Annotated in this window: 22 protein-coding genes; 1 reads left to right on the top strand and 21 read right to left on the bottom strand. The window is 30.3% G+C overall.

Features of this window, described 5'->3' with window-relative positions:
- The first annotated feature begins 135 nt into the window (after window positions 1–135).
- The gene (locus tag LWW95_08660; protein ID MDL1957097.1) at window positions 136–834 is read left to right on the top strand and encodes a helix-turn-helix domain-containing protein; all 699 of its coding nucleotides are present in this window, start codon (window positions 136–138) and stop codon (window positions 832–834) included.
- Here LWW95_08660 and LWW95_08655 read toward each other — a convergent pair.
- From LWW95_08655 to LWW95_08555, 21 genes are all read right to left on the bottom strand, one after another.
- Window positions 826–3,348: a chemotaxis protein CheA gene (locus tag LWW95_08655; GenBank protein ID MDL1957096.1), complete on the bottom strand. Its 2,523-nt coding sequence runs from the start codon at window positions 3,346–3,348 to the stop codon at window positions 826–828. The two genes, LWW95_08660 and LWW95_08655, sit on opposite strands and share 9 nt — an antisense overlap.
- Window positions 3,349–3,407: 59 nt before the next feature.
- Complete coding sequence (locus LWW95_08650) at window positions 3,408–4,553, bottom strand: CBS domain-containing protein (GenBank protein ID MDL1957095.1); 1,146 nt, start codon at window positions 4,551–4,553, stop codon at window positions 3,408–3,410.
- A gap of 1 nt (window position 4,554) precedes the next feature.
- Complete coding sequence (locus LWW95_08645; GenBank protein ID MDL1957094.1) at window positions 4,555–4,926, bottom strand: response regulator; 372 nt, start codon at window positions 4,924–4,926, stop codon at window positions 4,555–4,557.
- A 14-nt stretch (window positions 4,927–4,940) separates the two neighbouring features.
- Window positions 4,941–5,408, bottom strand: a complete 468-nt coding sequence (locus LWW95_08640) for a chemotaxis protein CheX (protein MDL1957093.1) — start codon at window positions 5,406–5,408, stop codon at window positions 4,941–4,943.
- A 15-nt stretch (window positions 5,409–5,423) separates the two neighbouring features.
- Window positions 5,424–6,059, bottom strand: coding sequence for a PilZ domain-containing protein (locus LWW95_08635; GenBank protein ID MDL1957092.1), 636 nt, complete (start codon window positions 6,057–6,059; stop codon window positions 5,424–5,426).
- A gap of 18 nt (window positions 6,060–6,077) precedes the next feature.
- The gene (locus LWW95_08630; protein MDL1957091.1) at window positions 6,078–7,085 is read right to left on the bottom strand and encodes an HD domain-containing protein; all 1,008 of its coding nucleotides are present in this window, start codon (window positions 7,083–7,085) and stop codon (window positions 6,078–6,080) included.
- Window positions 7,072–7,293, bottom strand: coding sequence for a hypothetical protein (locus LWW95_08625; protein MDL1957090.1), 222 nt, complete (start codon window positions 7,291–7,293; stop codon window positions 7,072–7,074). Before LWW95_08625 ends, LWW95_08630 begins: the two co-directional genes overlap by 14 nt.
- A gap of 5 nt (window positions 7,294–7,298) precedes the next feature.
- Window positions 7,299–7,706, bottom strand: coding sequence for a hypothetical protein (locus tag LWW95_08620; protein ID MDL1957089.1), 408 nt, complete (start codon window positions 7,704–7,706; stop codon window positions 7,299–7,301).
- Window positions 7,693–8,106, bottom strand: a complete 414-nt coding sequence (gene fliS, locus LWW95_08615; GenBank protein MDL1957088.1) for a flagellar export chaperone FliS — start codon at window positions 8,104–8,106, stop codon at window positions 7,693–7,695. Before fliS ends, LWW95_08620 begins: the two co-directional genes overlap by 14 nt.
- Window positions 8,107–8,122: 16 nt before the next feature.
- Window positions 8,123–9,523, bottom strand: a complete 1,401-nt coding sequence (gene fliD, locus LWW95_08610) for a flagellar filament capping protein FliD (GenBank protein ID MDL1957087.1) — start codon at window positions 9,521–9,523, stop codon at window positions 8,123–8,125.
- Window positions 9,523–9,855: a flagellar protein FlaG gene (locus LWW95_08605; GenBank protein ID MDL1957086.1), complete on the bottom strand. Its 333-nt coding sequence runs from the start codon at window positions 9,853–9,855 to the stop codon at window positions 9,523–9,525. Before LWW95_08605 ends, fliD begins: the two co-directional genes overlap by 1 nt.
- A 50-nt stretch (window positions 9,856–9,905) precedes the next feature.
- A complete protein-coding gene (locus tag LWW95_08600; GenBank protein MDL1957085.1) occupies window positions 9,906–10,721 on the bottom strand; it encodes a flagellin FliC in 816 nt (271 codons plus the stop codon).
- A 26-nt stretch (window positions 10,722–10,747) separates the two neighbouring features.
- Entirely contained in the window at window positions 10,748–12,316 is a 1,569-nt protein-coding gene (locus LWW95_08595; GenBank protein ID MDL1957084.1) for a glycosyltransferase, read from the bottom strand.
- An 89-nt stretch (window positions 12,317–12,405) separates the two neighbouring features.
- Window positions 12,406–13,473, bottom strand: a complete 1,068-nt coding sequence (locus LWW95_08590; GenBank protein ID MDL1957083.1) for a glucose-1-phosphate thymidylyltransferase — start codon at window positions 13,471–13,473, stop codon at window positions 12,406–12,408.
- The gene (locus LWW95_08585; GenBank protein ID MDL1957082.1) at window positions 13,470–14,678 is read right to left on the bottom strand and encodes an LUD domain-containing protein; all 1,209 of its coding nucleotides are present in this window, start codon (window positions 14,676–14,678) and stop codon (window positions 13,470–13,472) included. Before LWW95_08585 ends, LWW95_08590 begins: the two co-directional genes overlap by 4 nt.
- Window positions 14,675–15,526 carry a dTDP-4-dehydrorhamnose reductase gene (rfbD, locus tag LWW95_08580; protein ID MDL1957081.1) on the bottom strand — a complete coding sequence of 284 codons (852 nt, stop codon included), beginning with the start codon at window positions 15,524–15,526 and terminating at the stop codon, window positions 14,675–14,677. Before rfbD ends, LWW95_08585 begins: the two co-directional genes overlap by 4 nt.
- On the bottom strand, window positions 15,523–16,545 hold the full coding sequence (locus tag LWW95_08575) for an SDR family oxidoreductase (protein ID MDL1957080.1): 1,023 nt from the start codon (window positions 16,543–16,545) through the stop codon (window positions 15,523–15,525). The genes rfbD and LWW95_08575 overlap by 4 nt, the downstream gene beginning before the upstream one ends.
- Complete coding sequence (rfbC, locus tag LWW95_08570) at window positions 16,546–17,112, bottom strand: dTDP-4-dehydrorhamnose 3,5-epimerase (protein ID MDL1957079.1); 567 nt, start codon at window positions 17,110–17,112, stop codon at window positions 16,546–16,548.
- A gap of 32 nt (window positions 17,113–17,144) precedes the next feature.
- A complete protein-coding gene (locus LWW95_08565) occupies window positions 17,145–17,456 on the bottom strand; it encodes a nucleotidyltransferase substrate binding protein (GenBank protein MDL1957078.1) in 312 nt (103 codons plus the stop codon).
- Window positions 17,384–17,761 carry a nucleotidyltransferase domain-containing protein gene (locus tag LWW95_08560; GenBank protein ID MDL1957077.1) on the bottom strand — a complete coding sequence of 126 codons (378 nt, stop codon included), beginning with the start codon at window positions 17,759–17,761 and terminating at the stop codon, window positions 17,384–17,386. Before LWW95_08560 ends, LWW95_08565 begins: the two co-directional genes overlap by 73 nt.
- Window positions 17,730–20,435: glycosyltransferase (locus tag LWW95_08555; protein MDL1957076.1), on the bottom strand; the 2,706-nt coding region annotated here is incomplete at its 5' end. The genes LWW95_08555 and LWW95_08560, both read right to left, overlap by 32 nt.

Here is a 20,435-nt window from a genome sequence, read left to right as displayed (position 1 = left end):
TATTTTTTATTATTGCTTAAAATGCAATAAAGATAAATAGAAAAAAATGCAAATTAGAAAATATTCTTAATATTTTGATTGACAATCTAGCTTATTATGCTATAATTAAACGTATAGTTATATGTTTTAATTTCTATGAAAACATTAGCGGATCGGATTAAATTTCTTTACAAACAATCGGGACTTACACAGGATAAGTTTGCTAAACTTCTTGGTATACACAAGCATACTCTATCTTTGTATATGAATGGTAACCGAAGTCCACGAGCGGACACTTTACATAAAATAATTACACAATTAAATGTTAACCCAAATTGGCTTCTTATGGGAGAAGGAATACCTTTTGAAACACCTAAAACACAATCACAAACACAATACTTTTCAGAAGAATATGTTATGATTCCACTTTTAGACACAGAAATTGCTGCTGATGTTGCGGACATCTGGCCTTCAGAAAAAATTATTGATTATTGCCCTTTTAAACGCATCTGGCTATGTAAAGAATATGGTTGTAATGAAGAAAAATTAAAACGTTTTGTCATCCTCCGGTGCCGTGGAGATTCTATGTCACCTACTATAAATAATGGTGAATTTATGATTGTCGATACTAATCTTGAATGCCGAATTGAAATTATAGATGATGGTATTTATATTGTACGTAGAGAAGACGGTAGTATTTCAGTCAAAAGAGTTTTATTAAAAGAATCAGATACACTATTTTGTGTTAGCGATAATAAAGCTTATAAGCCATTTACTATAAAAATTCAAGCAGGAAAGACTATACAATATTATGTTCTCGGTCGTGTTGTCTGGACTTGGCATAAACTAAGATAAAGAAGCTGTTTTGCTCAGTTCAAATATACCACTTACATCCAAAATTAACCCCACTCTTCCATCCCCCATAATGGCTCCTCCGGCAATCCCTTTTATGCGGCCTAGGACATCGCCTAAGCTTTTAATTACAACCTCTTGTTTACCTAAAACTTCGTCTACCATTAGACACTTTCTTTCATCCTCACTTTCTACCACTACAACTAATGCCTCCCAAGGATTATTATATTTTGGATTTACATTAAATAGACGATGAAGGCGCACGAGAGGAAGAATCTTATCCCGTAAATTAATCATCTCCACTTTATGAGCATAAGTAATGTATTGAGGACGAGTAGGACGAAATATTTCCTGCACTGCAATAGCAGGCAGAATGTAGCGGTGTTCACCTACTTTTACAATCATACCATCAATGATAGCAAGAGTTAGCGGTAATTTGATAATAAAAGTTGTTCCCTTACCCCATTCACTTTTGATTTCTATCTTACCGCGTAATTTCTCAAGTGTTTTTTTCACTACATCTAATCCTACCCCACGGCCGGAAACATCTGTAATTTTTTCGGCTGTAGAAAAGCCAGGTTTAAAAATTAATTGATAAATCTCTGTTTCACTTAATTGCTCACCCTCTATTACTAACCCCTTTTCTATACCCTTTTTAAGAATTTTTTCTTTATCTAATCCCTTTCCATCATCCTTTATCTCAATAACAATGTTACCACTTTTATGATATGCTAAGAGTTCTATTGTACCTGTTTCAGGCTTTCCTTTTTGCCTCCTTTCTTCTGGTGATTCTATACCGTGATCAATTGCATTTCTTATCATATGCACTAAAGGGTCATAAAGTTCTTCTACCATGTTTCTATCAATTTCTGTGTCTTCTCCATGCATGATAAGTTGTACTTTTTTTCCTGACTTCTTTGACAAATCTCGCACAAGACGAATCATTTTTTGAAATGTTTCTTTTATGGGCACCATACGTAAAGACATACTTATCTTTTGCAATTCTGTAGTAATTCTTGCCAACTGTGAAAGATCTCTTACAAGCTTTTGATCATGAATTTCATTCAATGCTTGATTTTGTTTAATCATAGATTGGGTAATGAGTAATTCACCTACCATATCAATAAGGTTATCCAATTTTTGTGTATCTACTTTAATGGTTGCAGCTGTTTTAACAGTTTTTTGCTCCCTGATAGCCTTCGCCACTTCTTTAGCTGGAACTTTCTTTTCTTTAATAAGTATCTCTCCTATCTTTGCTCCTTCTGTCTTTTGTTTTTCTAATGCCTCCTTTATTGTCTCTTCTGTTACCACACCCTTTTCAACTAAAATTTCCCCTATCCTTTTGGGACCAGGTTCTTGTTTCATTTTCTCCACTAGATCTTCTATCTTTTTAATCAAAACTTGCACAGGAAAGCATTTACCAGTAGGTTTTCCAGTAGAAATCTGTTTTTCTAGATCGTCAATCATGGTCTTAAGTACATCTACAGCTTCTAAAATAACATCAATGGCTTTTTCATTGATGACAAATTCTCTGTTTCTAGCTGCATCAAACATATTTTCTGCTGCATGTGAAAGTTTATTAATAACCTCTAATCCTAAGAAGCCAGAAACACCCTTTATTGTATGAAAAGGACGAAAGATAGAATTAATGACTTCTAAATCTGTTGGATTTTGTTCAAGATTAATAATATTTAATTCAATAGTACTTAGATGTTCCCTTGCCTCGGTGATAAAATCTTGATAAAGTTCTTTATCTTCTTCAAAATTTACTTTTAATTCTTCACCTTTTTGAGAAGTTTTTTCTTCAACTTTTGAAATATGTATATCTTCACCAGTACTTTTAATTTTATCAAGCAATCTTGATAGTGGGAATGTTTTACCTGTAGGCTTACCACTATTTAACTGTTCCTCAACATCTTTTATCATACTTTTAAGCATATCTACACTTTCTAAAATCAAATCAATAATATGACTGTTTATTTTAATCTCACCCCGACGCACACCATCAAGCATATTTTCTGTAGCATGTGAAAGCTCATTGATAGGGTTAAGACCAAGAAAACCAGAAACACCTTTTATTGTATGGAAGGAGCGGAAAATAGCATTAACAGTTTCTTTATCTTCTGGATTCTGCTCCAAAGTTACAATATTTACTTCAATAGAATCTAAATGTTCTTTGGCTTCAGTTATAAAATCACGATATAATTCTGGCTCTTCTTCTAGATTAATATTTATTGAGACTTTCTTCTTTTCCATATCTTTTTCTCCTTTTTTCTTTTGCAATAATCTTTTTTGAAGAATAGAAAGTTTCTCATTTAATTTATTGAGATCACCATTTTTTAAAATTGTCTTCAAATCATTGGCTAAAGAGATAATTTCTGCCTCTTTATTCTCTTCTTTTAAAGTAACAATTAATTTCTCTATTTGTTCTTCTAAAAAAGAAATATCTGCAGGTGTTATTTTCTCCAAATTTAGGGTTTTTAATGTAATTTCATCGAGAATTTCATTAATTTGCATTTTTAATAAATTATTGATTTTTTAATATAATATCGACTTTAAAGAAGAAAGGTTCGGATTTAAGCTACTGCTGCTTGGGCAGTGAATTCATTTTCTTCAGAAGTCTCTTTACCGAATGCTAATTTGGCTAATATTAAAAGCAATTTAGAAAGAGGAATAGAACCAATGATTCTTCCATTATAACATACAGGAAGGAAAGATATCGGATTTTCTGCTAAAACTTGTGTTACTTCTAAAATAGTTGCATCAGGTGAAACACTAGGTACTTCTGTTTTCATAAACCAAGCTACCTTAAACTGTTGAGTAGCTTCATCTAGAGGACGACAATATTCTCTAAAAGGTTCTTCTAAAAATGGGCTTAAACCTGCTTTTACATCTGTCATCGTGATTATACCCAACAATTTTAAACCATCTACAACAAAAAGATGGTCAGATTTGTTTTCATTCATTTTCTTTAAAGCTTCGGCTAAAGTAGCCTCAGCATGAATAGCCGGAAAGTCTCTTTCAGCAATCGTTTCTGCTGTTAATTCTTTAGCTTCTTTAGGTAAAGTAAGCTGAATCACCTCACTTTTTTTCTCAGGAAGTGTTTCTTCTGCCTCTTGCTCTTCTGTTGGCTGTATTTTTTCCTCTTCTTTAGATAAAGTTTCACCTTGCAAGTAAGCTTCTATCTTAGCTGTGAGATCATGTGCAATAATAATGGTCATATTAAACTCAAAGTCTTCTATTTTTACTTCAGCAATATAAGTTATATATTCTTCTTGTTTAGATAAAAAGGCATTTGCATTATAAAGAAATGTATCTCCCATACTCAAATGAAGTGAACCATCTATTTTTTCTCTAAACACATCATCCATTGCTCCAACAAGCATATTACAGATTTCTCGTTGAGCATCCAACATTGATTCATTAAGTTCTCCTTTTTCTAAATTTTCTTCCAATGTTTTCTGAGGCAAAACAAGCAATTTTCCACTAAGAAAAATAGCCCCTTTTTTCTCAATTATTAACCAAAAATCGTTATCAGCAATATTATCTATTTTTATTTGTGTCACAAAGGCATCGGACCACAAAACTGAAGATAATATTTCAGGTAAACCTTTAGGACCTTCTTTATAGGAAATACTTATATCTGTCCCTATTAGATTTTTCAGAACAAGCTTAGCAGATTTAAATATTTCCTTTGCTAATAATGTGAGTTTTATTGCCATCTTATCCTGCTGCCTGTTTTAACGCCTCTCCAATCTTTTCAGGAGTAAAAGGTTTTCTTACAAATCCTTTAACTCCTAAAGTTTTTGCTTTTTCAACAATATCTTCAGCTCCTTCAGTACTGATAACAAGAATAGGCATGTTTTGCGTTTCGGGTGAAGCTCTTAATGTCTCAATTAGCTCAAGACCATCCATTTCAGGCATATTAATATCTGTAAGTATTAAATCAACTTTATTATTTTTAACAACTTCTAAAGCCTCCTTTCCATTTCCTGCTTCAAGCACATCATCTACAGCATAACCTGATTGTCTTATAGTACGTAAAATAATTTTTCTCATAGTAGCTGAATCATCCACAATAAGAATATTCATAATTCATCCTCCTTGATTTATTTTTCTTCTAAAGAAATTTGGAGATAAAATGTCTCTTCATTATTTTTAAATTTAATAATCACTATTTCTTCTTTTATTTTACCTATACTATGATGCAATCCTGTAATTACTGTTGGTAAAGAAATTTTAAAAGCATTGTTACATTTACTTTTAGCATCACCCGCAATCATATTAACAAGTTCTCCTATGCCATCCTGGATATCTTCTTCTTCAAGCTCTGATTCATCTATTGCTAACATATTGGCCACTGCTTTTTTTGCTAGACTAAGAGGTAGAGCTAAGACTATAGAACCATTTATATTTTCAGAAAATTTATCTGTAAATCCAATCACACCTGAAACATCACCATATATTTTTTGTTGTTTATCCTTTACAATTTTATTTTCTCCAACCTCTATTCCAGCCATCATTGCAAAAACTTCTTGAGTTGCCTTTGTAAAAGCATCAATTAACTGTTTATCCATTTCCTTCTCCACTATTTACTTATTATCGGTCTGAATTAAGATTTGTTCGTCTTTAACATTTTCTTCTTTACACATTCTTATTAATTTTCGCTGACGCATAAAAATATAATAGATTAAAGCCTCTCTATCTTCTTCATGCATATGTTTAAAACTAACTGCTGTTTCATATTCTTTTGTTGAAATTTCTTTAACTCTTTTTATCTCTGCCAATACTGTAATAATAAAAGAAGGAAAAAGAGGAAGCAAAATATCAATTTTTAAAAAATCTCCTGGCTTCATTTTTTCTTCAGTTATAAAACGCATACCTGCTCCACTTATATTAACATATGAAAGTGGTTTAAGACGTAAATTAGTTTTTTCCTTTTCTTTATGGCCAAGTAGGTGAAGGATTGTATCAATTTTTTCATTTAAATTAACTAATAATCCAAAAAGCATTTGTTCTGTAGTTTGAATCTTTAATTCAGATTCTTTTTTCCTTTCTCCAGTAAAACTTAAGGGCAAAAATGGATACTTAAATTTTACTTTTTCTACAGCACTTGGTTGTTTTAAAAAAATTTCTTTTTCTTTTTCGTATTCTTCTGGGGTTAAAATTTTATAATCAAAGGCAAGACAATCATCTATTCTGACATAATCACGTCTTTCTTCTTGCATTGTCTTACTCCCTTATTTTTAAGTCTTTATACCATACCGCTTATTTAAAAAAATTTCAAAGGCATTAACTACTGCAGGATCATATTTTATATTAGCTAATTCTTTAATTTCTTTAAAAGCTGCCTCAAAAGACATCGATTTTCGATATAAACGCTCTGAAGTCATAGCATCAAAGCTATCTGCTACAGCAGCAATACGGGCTAAAAGAGGAATGGATTCCCCAAAAAGTCCTTCAGGATAACCTGAACCATCCCATCTTTCATGATGATAGCGAACAACCTGTCTTTCTTTTTGAAAAAAACGGAGTGGTGCCAAAATTTCATCGCCTACTACAGGATGATACTTTACTACCTCAAATTCTTCTGGTGTCAATTTATCTGGCTTTAAAAGAATACTATCAGGAATAACCAATTTCCCTATATCATGTAATAAGGCAGCTATTTTTAAAACATCTTTATCTTCTTGTGGTAAATTCATATATTCAGCAATACCAAGTGCATATCGAGCTACTCGTTGAGAATGAAAACGGGTATAGACATCTCTTGCTTCAACTACATTTACTAATACCCTTAATGTTTCTATAACACCTTGGCAAATAACTTGTTGAAAAACAGCATTTTGAGTCTTTATAGCCGCTATATGAGCTAATGTTTTTAAAAGCTCTAATTCTCGCTGAGTAACACTTTTGCCTCTTTCCTTATTAACAGTAAGAAAACCTATTGTAAAACCATTTTCTTGAGTAACTAAAGGAATCGAAACCGAAAATCCAACTTCATTATTTTTTTTAAAAAAATCAGAGAGAGTAGAGATTGGCCCACGTGGAAAACTTAATATAACCTTTTGAGCTTTAACAAGACGTAAAGTTTCTTTAACTAGAATTTTAAAAAAATTTTCAAGACTAGCAGGATCATTTACAGGTATTTGAGTAAGAAATGAAAGAGTAGAAAACACTCCTTTTTTTACTTCCGCTAGAGGTGATATTTTTTCATGATGAATATGCTCATCCAGGCATTCATTTGGCTTCATTTTCAAAGATGTTAGTAGAAAGTTGATTGAGTATTTCCAATACCATTTCTTCAAATAATTGTTTTCTTTTCCCCTCTATAGACAAGAAAACCTCATCTTCTCGTTTTGAATTTTTTGAAGAGGCATTTTGTTGCTTTTTATCAACATTAAATTGAGTTTCATAAATTTTTAAAACTCTTTCAAGATAACCTGAATTTGAAATTGTCATCTGCTCTATCCTTGAAAATCTAAAAATTTACTCCTTTTTTCCTGTCCTTTCCACTTATAATGTCTCACAAGTTGCAATCCTTTATTTAATCTATCTAGTTGTAATTGCAATTCAGCATATTGTTTTCTAACTTCTTTCTGAAGCTCCTCCTCCTTTTTTAAAATTTCTTTTATCCCCTTTTTTATATTTCGGCCAATTTCTTTTGTTTGTTCGGTTTTATTAACAAATGTAGATAAAAAACGGTCTATATCCTTAATTTCATTAACGATTTTCCACTTTTGTTTCTGAAGTTGAAAAAAACCTTTATAATTTTTTTTCATTAATAACTTTTTTTGTGCTTTACAACATTTTAAAAAAGAATAAATTTTTTCTTTTTTTGACATTAATAGAGAAGCCAAATTAGAATCTGGCATAAGCAGTTAATTCCTCTTTCTGTATGTTTTTTTGGAAGTAACGTCTAGCTACTTCTTTCCAGGCTTCATTTATATCCTTAAAAATAGATGCTACATCTCTTAATGCTTTAGAATCATTTTTTTTGTGAGCTTCCATAATTTGATTAAGAGCAAAAAGATAAATATTATGTAAACCTATAGCAATCTGTTTTCCATCCTTAAAATTCAAAGCAGCCATCAATTCACTAATAATTTCTATCACTCTGGATAAAATCTGTCCTTTTGCTTCATAATCTTTAAACTCTGTTTTTTCAGCTGCTTCATTTAAAAGCTCAATAATCTTATCGTATGACCTTACTATGAGATTAATTTTAGGTTCAGTCTCCTCCTCTATTTGGTTGTATAAAGCTGTTACCTTCATCCTTCCCTCCTGAAGCTTATGATAATACACTTAATTGCTGTTCTAGCCAGGCTTGAAGTTGTCTCATTTGCGCCAGATAGGTCTCTAAGGCATTGAATTGCTCAAAAAGTCTTTCTCTTTCTTGCTCTAACTGTCTTTCAATTTCTTCAATTCGTTCATCAATATTATCAATATTTGTTTGTAATTCATCCATGCGTGTCTGCACATATCCTTCTTGATATTCATCAGTGATAAATTCAAGAAATTTATTTAATTCTGCAGCAATTCCAGTAGTTTCTTCTGTTTCTGCTAATAAATTCCTTACTGTTTCAAAATTATTCGTTAAAGCTTCACTTAATGTTTCTTCATCTACTGTATAAATTCCATTTTCATCTACAGTTATACCTATTTCAAAAAGATAATGTGTAGTAGAATCCCAAGTAATCCCATTGCTCAATTTCTCTCTTAGGTCACTTTGTAATAATGATAAAGTACTATCTCCAATTAAAGGTGGTGCAGTTTCATCATCTTCTGTATAAGTATATTGATTATTGATATATTCAAATACTTCATTTATTTTATCAAAAAAATCTTTAATATTGCCAACAATTGTATCTATATCACGACTGATTGTAAGAGTAATAGTAACATTTTCATCAGCATTTTTTAAATTAAGAGTAATACCAGGAATGAGGTCTGTAATAATATTTGAATTTCTTTCAGCATCCTCACCATACACATTTACAATTGCATTTTGTGCTTCAATTGCAATATTTTCAGTAGTAAAAGCATCATCCCAAAAACCAAGTCCATCTGTTGTTGCTGCTACATCTGTTTGTCCTACTTCAAATGCATTATCTGTGCCTGTTTCTTGAGCAGTGAGTATTAAACGATAATCATTGTCTGCATATTGTACTATAGAAGCAACAACACCTGTTTCATCAGTATGTTGATTAATTTTATTTTTTATATCTGTAAGAGTATCTGTTGTTTCAATCGTAATATCCACCCAATCAGTTTCACCAACTTTTCTAAGCTGAAGTGTGCCACTTAAGTTCAATGCCTCACTTGCACTACTAAAACTTTTTGATTTATCTACTTTTGCTTGAGCTAATTGTTTGATAACAATTTCATATACCCCTTCTTGTGCATCTGTCCCTGCACTTGCAACAAGGAAATCTTCAGCTTCACCTGCACTTGCAGTCAAACTGACATTAAAGACATTAAAAACACTTGCATCAGCTAAGTCTTCAGCTGCTGTTTTTACATTTAAAAGCTTAGTATTCAATTCCTGCCAAGCAGAGAGTTTATTTTCATAAGAACTTTTTTCTTCTTCTAAAATGTCTATACGTCTTTGTTCTACTTGAATAATCTGATCAATAACTTCTGCCCAATTTATGCCAGAATATAGACCGCTAATATATATTGTCCCAGGCATTATTTCCCCTTATGAAATTTTTTAAAAGTTTCTTCAAAAGAAGCTATTAAATCTAAAAATTTTTCCCAAGGCATTTCTCTAATTACTTCTTTAGTATTTGCATCAACAATCTTAATAATAAATTGTTTTGTTTTTTCATGAATAGAAATTCTCACAACATATTCTTTTTTTATTATTTCTTTCAATTTTTTAGAGATTTTTTCTAAATTTTCTTCTTTTTCTAAAGAAGGTTTAACTTTTTGTAATACTATTTTTTGTTTAACATTAAGTCTATTACTCTTTGGCTTGACAATCCAATCAATATTGTGATAATTTATATTTGTAATCTTCATGGTCACGCCTTAGTGGCGCCCGGCGGGAAATCCCGCTGGGCGCTCTCTTTTTATCTTAATAATTGAATAATTGATTGTGGTAATGCATTAGCTTGTGCTAACATTGCCATACTAGTTTGCACTAATATTTGATTCTTTGTGAAGTTAGCCATCTCTGCAGCCATATCCACGTCCCTAATTGTAGATTCAGATGCTACATAATTTTCAATAGTAACTTGAAGATTAGAACGTGTGTATTCCAATCTATTTTGAACTGCACCTAAATCAGCCCTGACACTATTTACAGTAGTTAAAGCATTATCCAATGAGTCTAAAGCTGCTTGTGCAGAAGCTTGGCTTGATAATGAAATATTATTAATTCCTAAATCGTCACTGTGAAGGTCACTGACGGAGAGAGAAATCCGACAATAGGACTGATTTTCATAACCTACTTGGAATGTGAAATTGCCATTGAATAAAGTACTTCCTGCGTATTTTGTACTATCTACAATTCGATCAATTTCTTCAATAAGAGTTTGAGCTTCATCATTGAGATATGCACGACGATCGTCATCAACAGTATCAGAGGCTGCTTCTGTCGCTAATTCTTTCAAACGATGGATGATGCTAGTAATCTTATCAGCTGAACCCTCTGCCACCTGAATCATTGCAATCGCCTGTGATGCATTGTTATAAGCCATTCTCAAACTGATAATTTGTTGTCTAAACTCTGTACTGATTGCTAAACCTGCTGCATCATCTGCTGCTCTGTTAATCCGATAACCAGAAGCTAACCTTTCCAAAGAACGATTCAAATTAAACTGAGCATTTTCTAACCAACGATGTACATTAATTGCAGCTACATTATTAGGAATTCTAAATGCCATTTTCTTTTACACCTCCTTTCTTTATTTTATTCATAATTTAATCTATTATTTATATCGGTATTTTTGCTTAAATGTTCGGAAAAAACTTGCCAATAGTTTGAAAGCTTTTGCGCTATTTTTAAGCTCCAAAACATTTCCTCTTTTTGTTTTCTTTCTTTACAAACTGCACCTATTTGAACATAAAGAGCGATTAAATCTAAAAAATTATTCAAAATTAAATTAACTGGCATTTTAAGTGCTTTCATTATTTTTTCAGTAACTTCTATACATTTCTCCAATTCACATTCTTCTACATAAAGATAAGCTAACATTAATCCTGGTAATACTTTACCATCAGATATATAAGGCAATGCTGCTTCAAAGTGTTCTTTTGCCTCTTTCCTCTCACCAATTTTCATTAAAATTTGACCTAATAAATGATGAAGGGAGGCTTTTAATCCATTATGAGCGATTGAAATTGCTTTATTTAAAAATTCTTTAGCTTTATCAAAATCACGAATTTTAAAATAAAATATACCAAGACGAGCTAGAAATTGTGAGTCTTTGTTATCTTCAAAAAATTTTAAACTTTTTTCATAAGCATCTTTTGCCAGTTTTAAATATCCTAAATTTTCATAACAGGTAGCTAGACCAAAGTAATATTTAAATTTTATTAATTTATAAGGTATAGGAACAACAACTAAATGCAGATTTTTAGGATTAACAGTAATTAATGCATTTAATGCTCTTTCATAATCATTTTCAAAGAGATAAAATTGCCCTAAGAAAAACTTTACTACATCATTTTCTGGAAATTCTTCAGTAAGTTTAAGCAAAATTTTTAATGCTTCTTCTTTTTCCCCTTCTTCTTTAAGAAGACTAGCTAAATTAATTCCAGCAGCAATATAAATAAACTTATTAGTCTCACGGCATTCTGATACTATTGCTTTCTTATAATGGAAAATTGCTTTTTTTCTCTCTTTTAAAAATTTATATGTTTGTCCTAAAAAGAAATGTGTAATCCAGCAATTTGATCTTCTTCTTAATTCCTTTAAAAGAAGATGTAAATTTCTTTCAGCTTTTTGTTTATTTCTTTCAGGTGTGCTGTAACCTAAATGGAGTATTTCTATATCTACAAACTCTGTTTTTAATCCTAAACGTAGTGCAGCAAAACTGATTTGCTCATGTACCATCCCTTCAAAACGAAGTTCTGGTAAGTTTGGGAAAATACGCATTTGATAACATGATTCAACAAATGATTCACGAACATTTATAATTTTTAAAACGTAAGCTACATTTTTTTTAGCTGGAAATCTTTTTTTTAATTTAATTAATTTTTTTACTTCTGCTTTTCTCATTCTATCATCAGCATCAAGCCAAATAATATAATCACCTGTAGCATGTTTAAGAGACTCGTTCCTTGCGGCAGAAAAATCATCACACCATTCAAATGAATAAACCTTTGCTCCAAATTTTTTAGCTACTTCAACTGTATGGTCAGTAGAACCAGTATCTACAATAATGATTTCATCTACTGCTTTTTTTATATGCTTTAAACAAACAGGTAAATTTTTCTCTTCGTTTTTTACAATCATGCATAAAGAAAGCTTTTTCATAAGTTACCTACAATAATTGTTTTTACTTAAACTATAATCGTCATTAAAATTTTGATTGTTCGGATTAAATTTTATTTTGAAATTTTTAATTATGGAATTTCTACAATACTATCATCACCAATCATGAGTTTAAGTGCTTTAGGAAGAAGATTATTTTTTATTACTTTAGAATTTTTACCAATCAAAGCATCTTCTAAACGCTCAATATTAATGATTTCTACTCCTTCAAGCAAAACACAGTGTTCAAGAGTTGAATTAATAATCTTTGCATTATGACCAATACTAGTAAATGGACCAATAAAAGAATCCTCAATTAATACATTTTCACCAATAACTACTGGCCCTCTTATCTGGCTATTTATTACACGAGCAGTAGTTGGTAATATGACTCTTCCACTTAAAACACTATTAATAACCTCGCCTCTAACATCTCGTTTTATCCATTCATCTAATACAACAGTATTAGCTTCAAGTAAATCATCCTTTTTCCCGGTATCAAGCCACCAACTATCAATAATATTACTTAAAACAAGACAACCCCAATCAATCAATTTTTGAATAGCATCAGTGATTTCAAGCTCTCCTCTCCAAGAAGGTTTTATTTCTCTTATTGCCTCATGAATTTTAGGAGAAAACATATAAATTCCTACTAAAGCTAAATTAGATGGAGGTTTTTTGGGTTTTTCAATAAGACGAATAACTTTACCTTTTTTGTCTATCTCAGCTACACCAAAACGTGTGGGATCCTCTACTGCCTTAAGTAAAATTTGAGCATCTGGTTTTTTCTCAAGAAATTGTTGATAAAATTTTTTTAAATCTGCACCAATAAGATTATCACCAAGATACATAATAAATGGACTATTTTCTAAAAAAAGATGAGCTACTTTTACTGCATGAGCCAATCCTTTAGGTTCTGGCTGAAGGATATAAGTAATGTTTACCCCCCAACGATTACCATCACCTACTGCCTCTTTTACTGCTTCTCCAGTCTCTGGTGCAATGATAATGCCAATATCTTTTATTCCTAAATCAATCACATTTTCTAAAACATAAAAAAGGACTGGTTTATTTGCTACAGGCACAAGTTGTTTTGCTCCTGTATAAGTTAGAGGACGAAGTCTTGTGCCTTTCCCTCCACTTAAAATCAATGCCTTCATCTTTGTTTATTTAAATAAATTAAGAAATTATAATATGCCCATAAAAAGTGTGATTTTAAAATACATCTTATCTCTTCTAAAAGATTGCTACTTCTTATTTTTCTTACAATTTGAGGGATATTGATTCCCAATGGGCAATTTTCCTTACAACGGCCACATGTAAGACAGAATTCTAATTTTTCATCATCAATCTCTCCTTGCAAAAATGCATAAACCAATCCTTTACCTCCTAAATATTTTCCATAACCAAAAGAATTTCCAATAGTATTATAAACTGGACAATGAATCAAACAATTGCCACATTCAATACAATAAAGAAGCTTTTTAAACTCACTTTTTGCAATCTCACTCCTTTTATTATCCAATAAGATAACAATCATTTCTCTTGGAGTATGTACCCCTTTAAAAAATTTTTTCTCTATATCTGCTGTTTTACTTATTCCACTTAAGACTTCAATAAATGAGGGAACAAAAGCGCCAGTTGCATTATAAGTAAGGATTTTAATCATATTTATTGCTTCTTCTATATTAGGATAGACTTTATCAATAGCTGTAACAACAATATGTTTTTCTTTTCTAAATGTTTCATAGATATTACCTTCATTATGGACAATAATAACTGCCCCTTCTTCTGCTGTAATAGCATTTGCACCAGTAATACCAACTTTAGCTTTTTTAATATAATTAATAACTTCCTCACGAATAATTTCGACTATTTTTTCAGGTATTTCTGGGATTTCTTTTTTAAAATGAGTTGAAAGTACCTTTGAAATTTCTTTAACAGATATGTGAGCTATAGGACAGGTTGGATGTGCTGGTTTTTCTCCCATAATCTGCATAACCCTATCACCAATATCTGTTTCAATGACTTTAACACCATTTTTTTCAAGAAAATCAGCTAACTCAATCTCTTTAGTTACATTTGATTTTGATTTAACTATTAAATTTTCTCCTTTAACCTCATCTAAAATTATTTTTAATGCAGTCTCCTTATCTTTTGCATAATATACTTCTATTCCATTTTTCTCTAACTTCTTTATTGTTTTCTCTAATAAAGATTCATTTCCTATACATTTTATTCTTGATTCAAGTAACCTTCTTTTTCTTTTTTCAAATTCAGGTAAAGGCATCTTTTTTTGCCTTTTTTTTAACGTAGAAAATGCTTTTTTTAAATTAATTACATGGTTTATTTCTATAGTCTTCATAAATAACCTTTTTCCTTTAAGTAGTCTTTAAGGGCATTTTTCCATAAACGCATTTTCAAATTATATATAGGAAGCTTTTCACTTATTAAAGCTGAATTTTTAGGTCTATTTGCTTTAAAAACAAATTCATCAGATGTAATTGGTGTTATTGAAACATTCATTTTTAATATTTTAAAGATCTCTACTGCAAAATCAAACCAAGAACAAGCAGGTTGGTTTGTAAGATGATAAATCCCATATGGTAATTCTTTTTCAAGAATAATTTTTATCATTTGTGCACAGTCTTTAGTATAAGTAGGAGTCATAATAATGTCATTAATGACTTTCAATTTTTGTTCTTTTGCTTTTTTAATCATTGTTTCTACAAAATTGCCACCCTTGCCACTGGCTCCTGCCTTGCCAAAAAGACTTGCTACTCTAATAATATAATATTGAGAACAATAATTTTTAGTAAAAAACTCACCTGCATATTTACTTATGCCATAAACATTAATAGGATTTGGTTCATCGCTTTCTTTATAAGGTGTTTTTTTCTCCCCATCAAAAACATAATCAGTACTTATATAAATATTTATTGCCTTTATATCCTCACATATTTTAGCAACATTTTTTGCACCAATAGCATTGACTAAAAAACTTTTCAAAACATTATCCTCACATGCATCAACTTTATGAAAGGCAGCAGTATTGATTATTATATCTGGCTTAATATCTTTAAGTATTAAACAACTTTCAAACTGAGTAATCTCTATTTGAGAGTGAGTAAGCGGGATGGCATTATATGATGAAAAAATTTCCATTAAATCTGTTCCAAGCTGACCATTTGCACCGATAATAGTAATTTTCACAAAATAACTCCATTTATTTCAATTTCTTTTAAAATTCTTTGCATTTCAAGTAATTGCTTATACCATTTTACAGTAATAGTTTTTGGATCATCTGGCGAAACCTTTCCATTTTTTAAAGCTTCATATACTTCAACTGCTCCATCTTTTGGAGTATATTCTGGTTTAAACCCCAAAACTTTAGCAATTTTATCAAAATTTACTTTATATGACCTATGGTCAGGCAAACCATACCATTCATATTCAAATGGAATACCTATTGCTTCAGCTACCATCTTTGCCAATGAAAAAATTTGATAATTTTGCTCATTTGAACCAACATTAAATATTTCACCATTTATAAGGTGCTTATCTGCTTCAAGGGCTAAAATCATAGCATGACTTGTATCTTTTATATGAACAAATGGTCGCCATTGTGTTCCATCCCTTAAAATAGGAATCTTTTTATTTTTGTAAAATCCCAAGACCATTCCATTAATAGCTAAATCAAATCTCATACGAGGTGAATATCCATAAACTGTAGCTTGCCTGAGAATTACTACTGTAAAATTATCGTCTTTAAGAGTCAAAATATCTTTTTCTGCTTCAAGATTGGCTTTAGCATAAGTAGTTAGAGGATTTGTAGGAGACCTTTCATCTACTATCTCATTTTGAAAACCATACACACTACATGATGATGGGAAAATATATCGCTTTACCCCTTGTTTTTTAGCTAAGTTAGCTATTCTAACACGTCCTTTATGATTTATCTCCCAAGTTTTTTTAGGATTCAATTCACCAGAAGGATCATTTGAAAGAGCAGCCATGTCTATAACTGCATCTACTCCCTTCAATACATCTTCTTTGCACCATCTAATATCATCTTTGACTATCTCTAAATTTTTGTTCTTTAAAATATTTTTTAAGGTTTCTATACCAAAGAAAAACCTGTCTAAAACCTTTACTTTATATCCTCTCTCTAATAAAATTTGAGTTAAAACAGAACCGATGTAACCTCCTCCACCAGTAATAAGCACTTTCATTTATTCTTTCCTATAAACAAAATTATTATCTGCATTCTCTAAGGTAGGCCATTTCTTATCCTTTTCTGAAAGAATAGGTTCTTTTATTGGCCAATTTATATTTAAATTAGGATCATTCCAAATGATGCCTGCTTCATGTTCTGGGGAATAAAAATTTGAAACTTTATAAATTACTTCTACATTATCTGTTAAAGTGCAAAATCCATGAGCAAAACCAATAGGAATATAAAGCATTCTTTTATTTTCCTCTGAAAGTATTACACTTATCCATTTACCATAAGTAGGAGAGCCTCTTCTAATGTCTACTGCAACATCAAATATTTCTCCTCTAATACATCTAACCAATTTTGCTTGAGCCATAGGCTCTTTTTGATAATGCAAGCCGCGTAAAATACCTTTTTTAACGGATTTTGAGTGATTATCCTGAACAAAATTTATATCGATACCAAATCTTGAAAAATCCTTATAACTATATGCCTCCATAAAAAAACCACGATGATCTTCAAAAACTTTTGGTTCAATCAAAATTAATTCTGGAATTTCTAACCTAGTAAATTTAAATGGCATTTTTTGATTTCTTACATTCTTTTTCTAAGTTATCAACAACTTCCCCAAAGACTTCCTCTACGGCTCACTATTTCGGGAACAATTTTTTCATATTCTTCTGGAATTAAATTAATCATATAAGCTGTTTTAAAACAATCCATGGGTGTAAAACATTCTACTCCTTTTAATTCCAGTAAAAATAATTTTAAAGACCTCCATAATATTTCATAAGTATATTCAAATCTTTTTGCTGCAACTTCAAAAAGTATTTCCTTTTCAAGACTAAGATTTTTTATGTTTTTAAGTTTTGTATAAGCCTTTCTAAGGTCAAAAATCTTTTTTTTAAGTTTTTCCCCACATGCCATATTTCTATTTCCTTTAATGCAAAATCTTTAAATTCTCCTGATACTCTTTTGAAATCCACAATATCTATTTTTCTTAATGTGTCAACATTTATATTTAACGCTTCTTGAAGGGCTAAAAATTTTTTAGCATCAATACTTTCCAAACAATGCACTCCTATATCTATATCAGACCTTCTAGTCGCTTTTTTTTCTGCCTGTGAACCAAAAAGAAAAATTATACAATTTTCTTCAGGTAAATATTTAAATATTTCCCTTAAAATTTGATTTTTAAGATCAAGAGGTAAAAGAGATTTTTTTGAAATCATTATTGACTATTATTTTTTCTAACTCCTCAACTACTTGCCTTATTTCTACCTCATCTGGATGTTTTTGTAAATAATTTTTATATACTTCATATGCATCTTTTATATAACCTAAAGAGAACATAATTTGACCACAATTCCAAATAATATCTCTATCTTCTGGTGCTAGTGTAATAGCCTTTGTCAAATGATAAAGTGCTTTTTTTGTATCTTTATTTTGCCAATATATAAATGCTAAATCATTATGTGCTAAAGCAAAATTTGGGTCTAATTCCAATACTTTTTTAAATAATTTTATTGCCTCTTCTACTTGACCGTCACTGTACAATTTTTCGGCTTCTTGGCAATAATTGAGTAAATTATCATTACTTCTTTTTAGACTTTCTTTAAAAAATAATGCTTGAGCTAAATTTAAAAATTTATCTATTAAATCAGTCTGAGAAGGATTCAATATTAAAGCTTTTTTGATTAAAGAAAATTTTTCTTTTAAATCTTTTTCAAAAAATTCTTTAAGTATATTTTCTATTTCTTTTTTTTCTTTTTCTATTTCTTCAATTATTTCTACTATCTTTTCAAAATCTATCTCTGCCTTACCTTTTTTACCATAAATAAAATCTTCTATTCCTTGAACAAAAGCATAAACTCGAATTTTGTCTCCATCCAATTGGCTAAAAACTTGGTTTTTAAGATAATCAAAATCTCTAGAAACATCAAAAAAATTGTGCTTATAATGATATAATAAAAGATTCCTAGTAGCATAATAAACACTTAAAGGAGACTTTAACCAACCGCCAATTGAAACTCCTCCTTTATGATACACTTTAGAGTAAGGATTATAATATACTTTCCATCCTGCTTTTAAAGCTCTAGCAGAAATATCATTATCTTCAAAATAAAGAAAATAATCTTCATCTAAAAATCCTACTTTTTCAATAAATTCTCTACGAATAAAAAGGCTACAGCCTGAAGCAAAATTTGTAGGCTTTGGGAAATCATTCTTTATATCATCCATTCCCTCATAAACAGTTTTTTTACCATCATATTGAACTTTTTTAGGATTATTATAACAATAAATTTTTGAAGAAATTAAACCTATCTTTTTATCTGTTTCTGCTAACTTAACCAACTCAACTAAAGCATCTTTATCTATAATTGTATCATTATTTAAAAGCCAAATATAATCAGCACCACAATTTAGAGCATATTTAATTCCAATATTATTCCCTCCTGCAAATCCTAGATTTTCTTTATTATTTATAAGAATAAGCTCCCTTTTAAAACTTTTCTTAGGATAAATAAAATGATTTCCTTCACAATAAATAAAATTAATCTTTTCTTTTTCAGCAAACTCTTGTAATTCCTTTAAACCATCTCTTATAGTATTATTTACAACAATTACTTGATATTTTTCATAATCATTTTTATTAATAGAAGATAAACATTCTAATGTATCCTTTGTCTTTTTATAATTGATAACAATTATTGAAATTTTTGAATCTAATGGAAATCTTGCAATTTCCTTTTTCTCAATGATTTCAAACATTTCTTTTAATTTTGAATCAATAACTTCAGGTGTGAAATTATTCTGAATATGTCTTATGCCATTTTCTCTTAACCTTTCCCATAACTCTTTATCTGTATAAAGTTTAATTACTGCATTAGCAAAGGTAGATGCATCATCTGCAATAATGACATGAGTATTATTTTTTAAATTCATACCTTCTGTTCCAATAGAAGTAGTCACAACAGGCAAACCATAACTCAAAGCCTCTCCAATCTTTCCTTTCATCCCTGCTCCATACCTTAAAGGAGCAATAAAAACTTTTGTGCTTTCCATATAAGGCTTTAAATCTGGTACATAACCTGTAACAATTATATTTTTATTTTCTAAGTCTTTTATCTCTTGAGGAGGATTATTTCCAACAATATACAATTTTATATCTTTTAGTTTTTCCTTAATTTTTGGAAATATTTCCTGACAAAAATATTTCATAGCATCTACATTAGGTAAATGATTGAAATTACCTACAAATAAAAGATCTTTCCGTTTTTCAAAAGGCAATTCTGTAGGATTTATATTGTGAATATTAGGAATTACAAAAACCTTATCAGATGTAATTTTCCCCTTTGCATGCTCTAATAATACCTTTTTATCATCTTCAGTTATGGCTATAATTGCATCTGCCTGAGAATAAACTTCTATCTCCTTGGTCTTTGTTATCATTGCTTTTTTTAATAAATCGGGGTCATTATAAACTTCTGCCTCTCTTTTTTCTCTAAGAAAATGAATGTCCACTGAATCAACTATTACCTTTGTATGAGGTGAAAACTTTCTAATAATAGGTAAAAATTTTTCTGCCATATAATAGAATGATATAATAGCAAATTTAAAATTTCTAAATTTAAAAAACTGAGACGAATCAGTTTGAAGTAAATGTTGACCTAAAAAGGTCTCTATATTCATATCTTCTAAAATTTTCTTATATTTATTTACTTCAGACATCTCTTCTGTACTAATAAAGGTTATAATAAATCCAGAATTTCTTAAAATCTTTAGCATTTGAAGCAATCTATTGCTACCAGAAGCTCTATCAAAAACGGGTAAAAATGGATCTATTACCAAAATATGTGGCTTATTAGTCTGCATAAAGTTAATTAACCTTAAACGCACATTTCT

The organism is Candidatus Desulfofervidus auxilii, assembly GCA_030262725.1.
Classification (GTDB): Bacteria; Desulfobacterota; Desulfofervidia; order Desulfofervidales; family Desulfofervidaceae; genus JAJSZS01.
Note: the sequence above shows the minus strand (reverse complement) of the source record. Positions and strands in the feature narration are given on the sequence as shown.

Bases quoted from the DNA above. Each gene is read 5' to 3' on its own strand.
- LWW95_08660 (MDL1957097.1), top strand. From the start codon at position 136: ATGAAAACATTAGCGGATCGGATTAAATTTCTTTACAAACAATCGGGA.
- LWW95_08655 (MDL1957096.1), bottom strand. From the start codon at position 3,348: ATGCAAATTAATGAAATTCTCGATGAAATTACATTAAAAACCCTAAAT.
- LWW95_08650 (MDL1957095.1), bottom strand. From the start codon at position 4,553: ATGGCAATAAAACTCACATTATTAGCAAAGGAAATATTTAAATCTGCT.
- LWW95_08640 (MDL1957093.1), bottom strand. From the start codon at position 5,408: ATGGATAAACAGTTAATTGATGCTTTTACAAAGGCAACTCAAGAAGTT.
- LWW95_08635 (MDL1957092.1), bottom strand. From the start codon at position 6,059: ATGCAAGAAGAAAGACGTGATTATGTCAGAATAGATGATTGTCTTGCC.
- LWW95_08630 (MDL1957091.1), bottom strand. From the start codon at position 7,085: ATGAAGCCAAATGAATGCCTGGATGAGCATATTCATCATGAAAAAATA.
- LWW95_08625 (MDL1957090.1), bottom strand. From the start codon at position 7,293: ATGACAATTTCAAATTCAGGTTATCTTGAAAGAGTTTTAAAAATTTAT.
- LWW95_08620 (MDL1957089.1), bottom strand. From the start codon at position 7,706: ATGCCAGATTCTAATTTGGCTTCTCTATTAATGTCAAAAAAAGAAAAA.
- fliS (MDL1957088.1), bottom strand. From the start codon at position 8,106: ATGAAGGTAACAGCTTTATACAACCAAATAGAGGAGGAGACTGAACCT.
- fliD (MDL1957087.1), bottom strand. From the start codon at position 9,523: ATGCCTGGGACAATATATATTAGCGGTCTATATTCTGGCATAAATTGG.
- LWW95_08605 (MDL1957086.1), bottom strand. From the start codon at position 9,855: ATGAAGATTACAAATATAAATTATCACAATATTGATTGGATTGTCAAG.
- LWW95_08600 (MDL1957085.1), bottom strand. From the start codon at position 10,721: ATGGCATTTAGAATTCCTAATAATGTAGCTGCAATTAATGTACATCGT.
- LWW95_08595 (MDL1957084.1), bottom strand. From the start codon at position 12,316: ATGAAAAAGCTTTCTTTATGCATGATTGTAAAAAACGAAGAGAAAAAT.
- LWW95_08590 (MDL1957083.1), bottom strand. From the start codon at position 13,473: ATGAAGGCATTGATTTTAAGTGGAGGGAAAGGCACAAGACTTCGTCCT.
- LWW95_08585 (MDL1957082.1), bottom strand. From the start codon at position 14,678: ATGAAGACTATAGAAATAAACCATGTAATTAATTTAAAAAAAGCATTT.
- LWW95_08575 (MDL1957080.1), bottom strand. From the start codon at position 16,545: ATGAAAGTGCTTATTACTGGTGGAGGAGGTTACATCGGTTCTGTTTTA.
- rfbC (MDL1957079.1), bottom strand. From the start codon at position 17,112: ATGCCATTTAAATTTACTAGGTTAGAAATTCCAGAATTAATTTTGATT.
- LWW95_08565 (MDL1957078.1), bottom strand. From the start codon at position 17,456: ATGGCATGTGGGGAAAAACTTAAAAAAAAGATTTTTGACCTTAGAAAG.
- LWW95_08560 (MDL1957077.1), bottom strand. From the start codon at position 17,761: ATGATTTCAAAAAAATCTCTTTTACCTCTTGATCTTAAAAATCAAATT.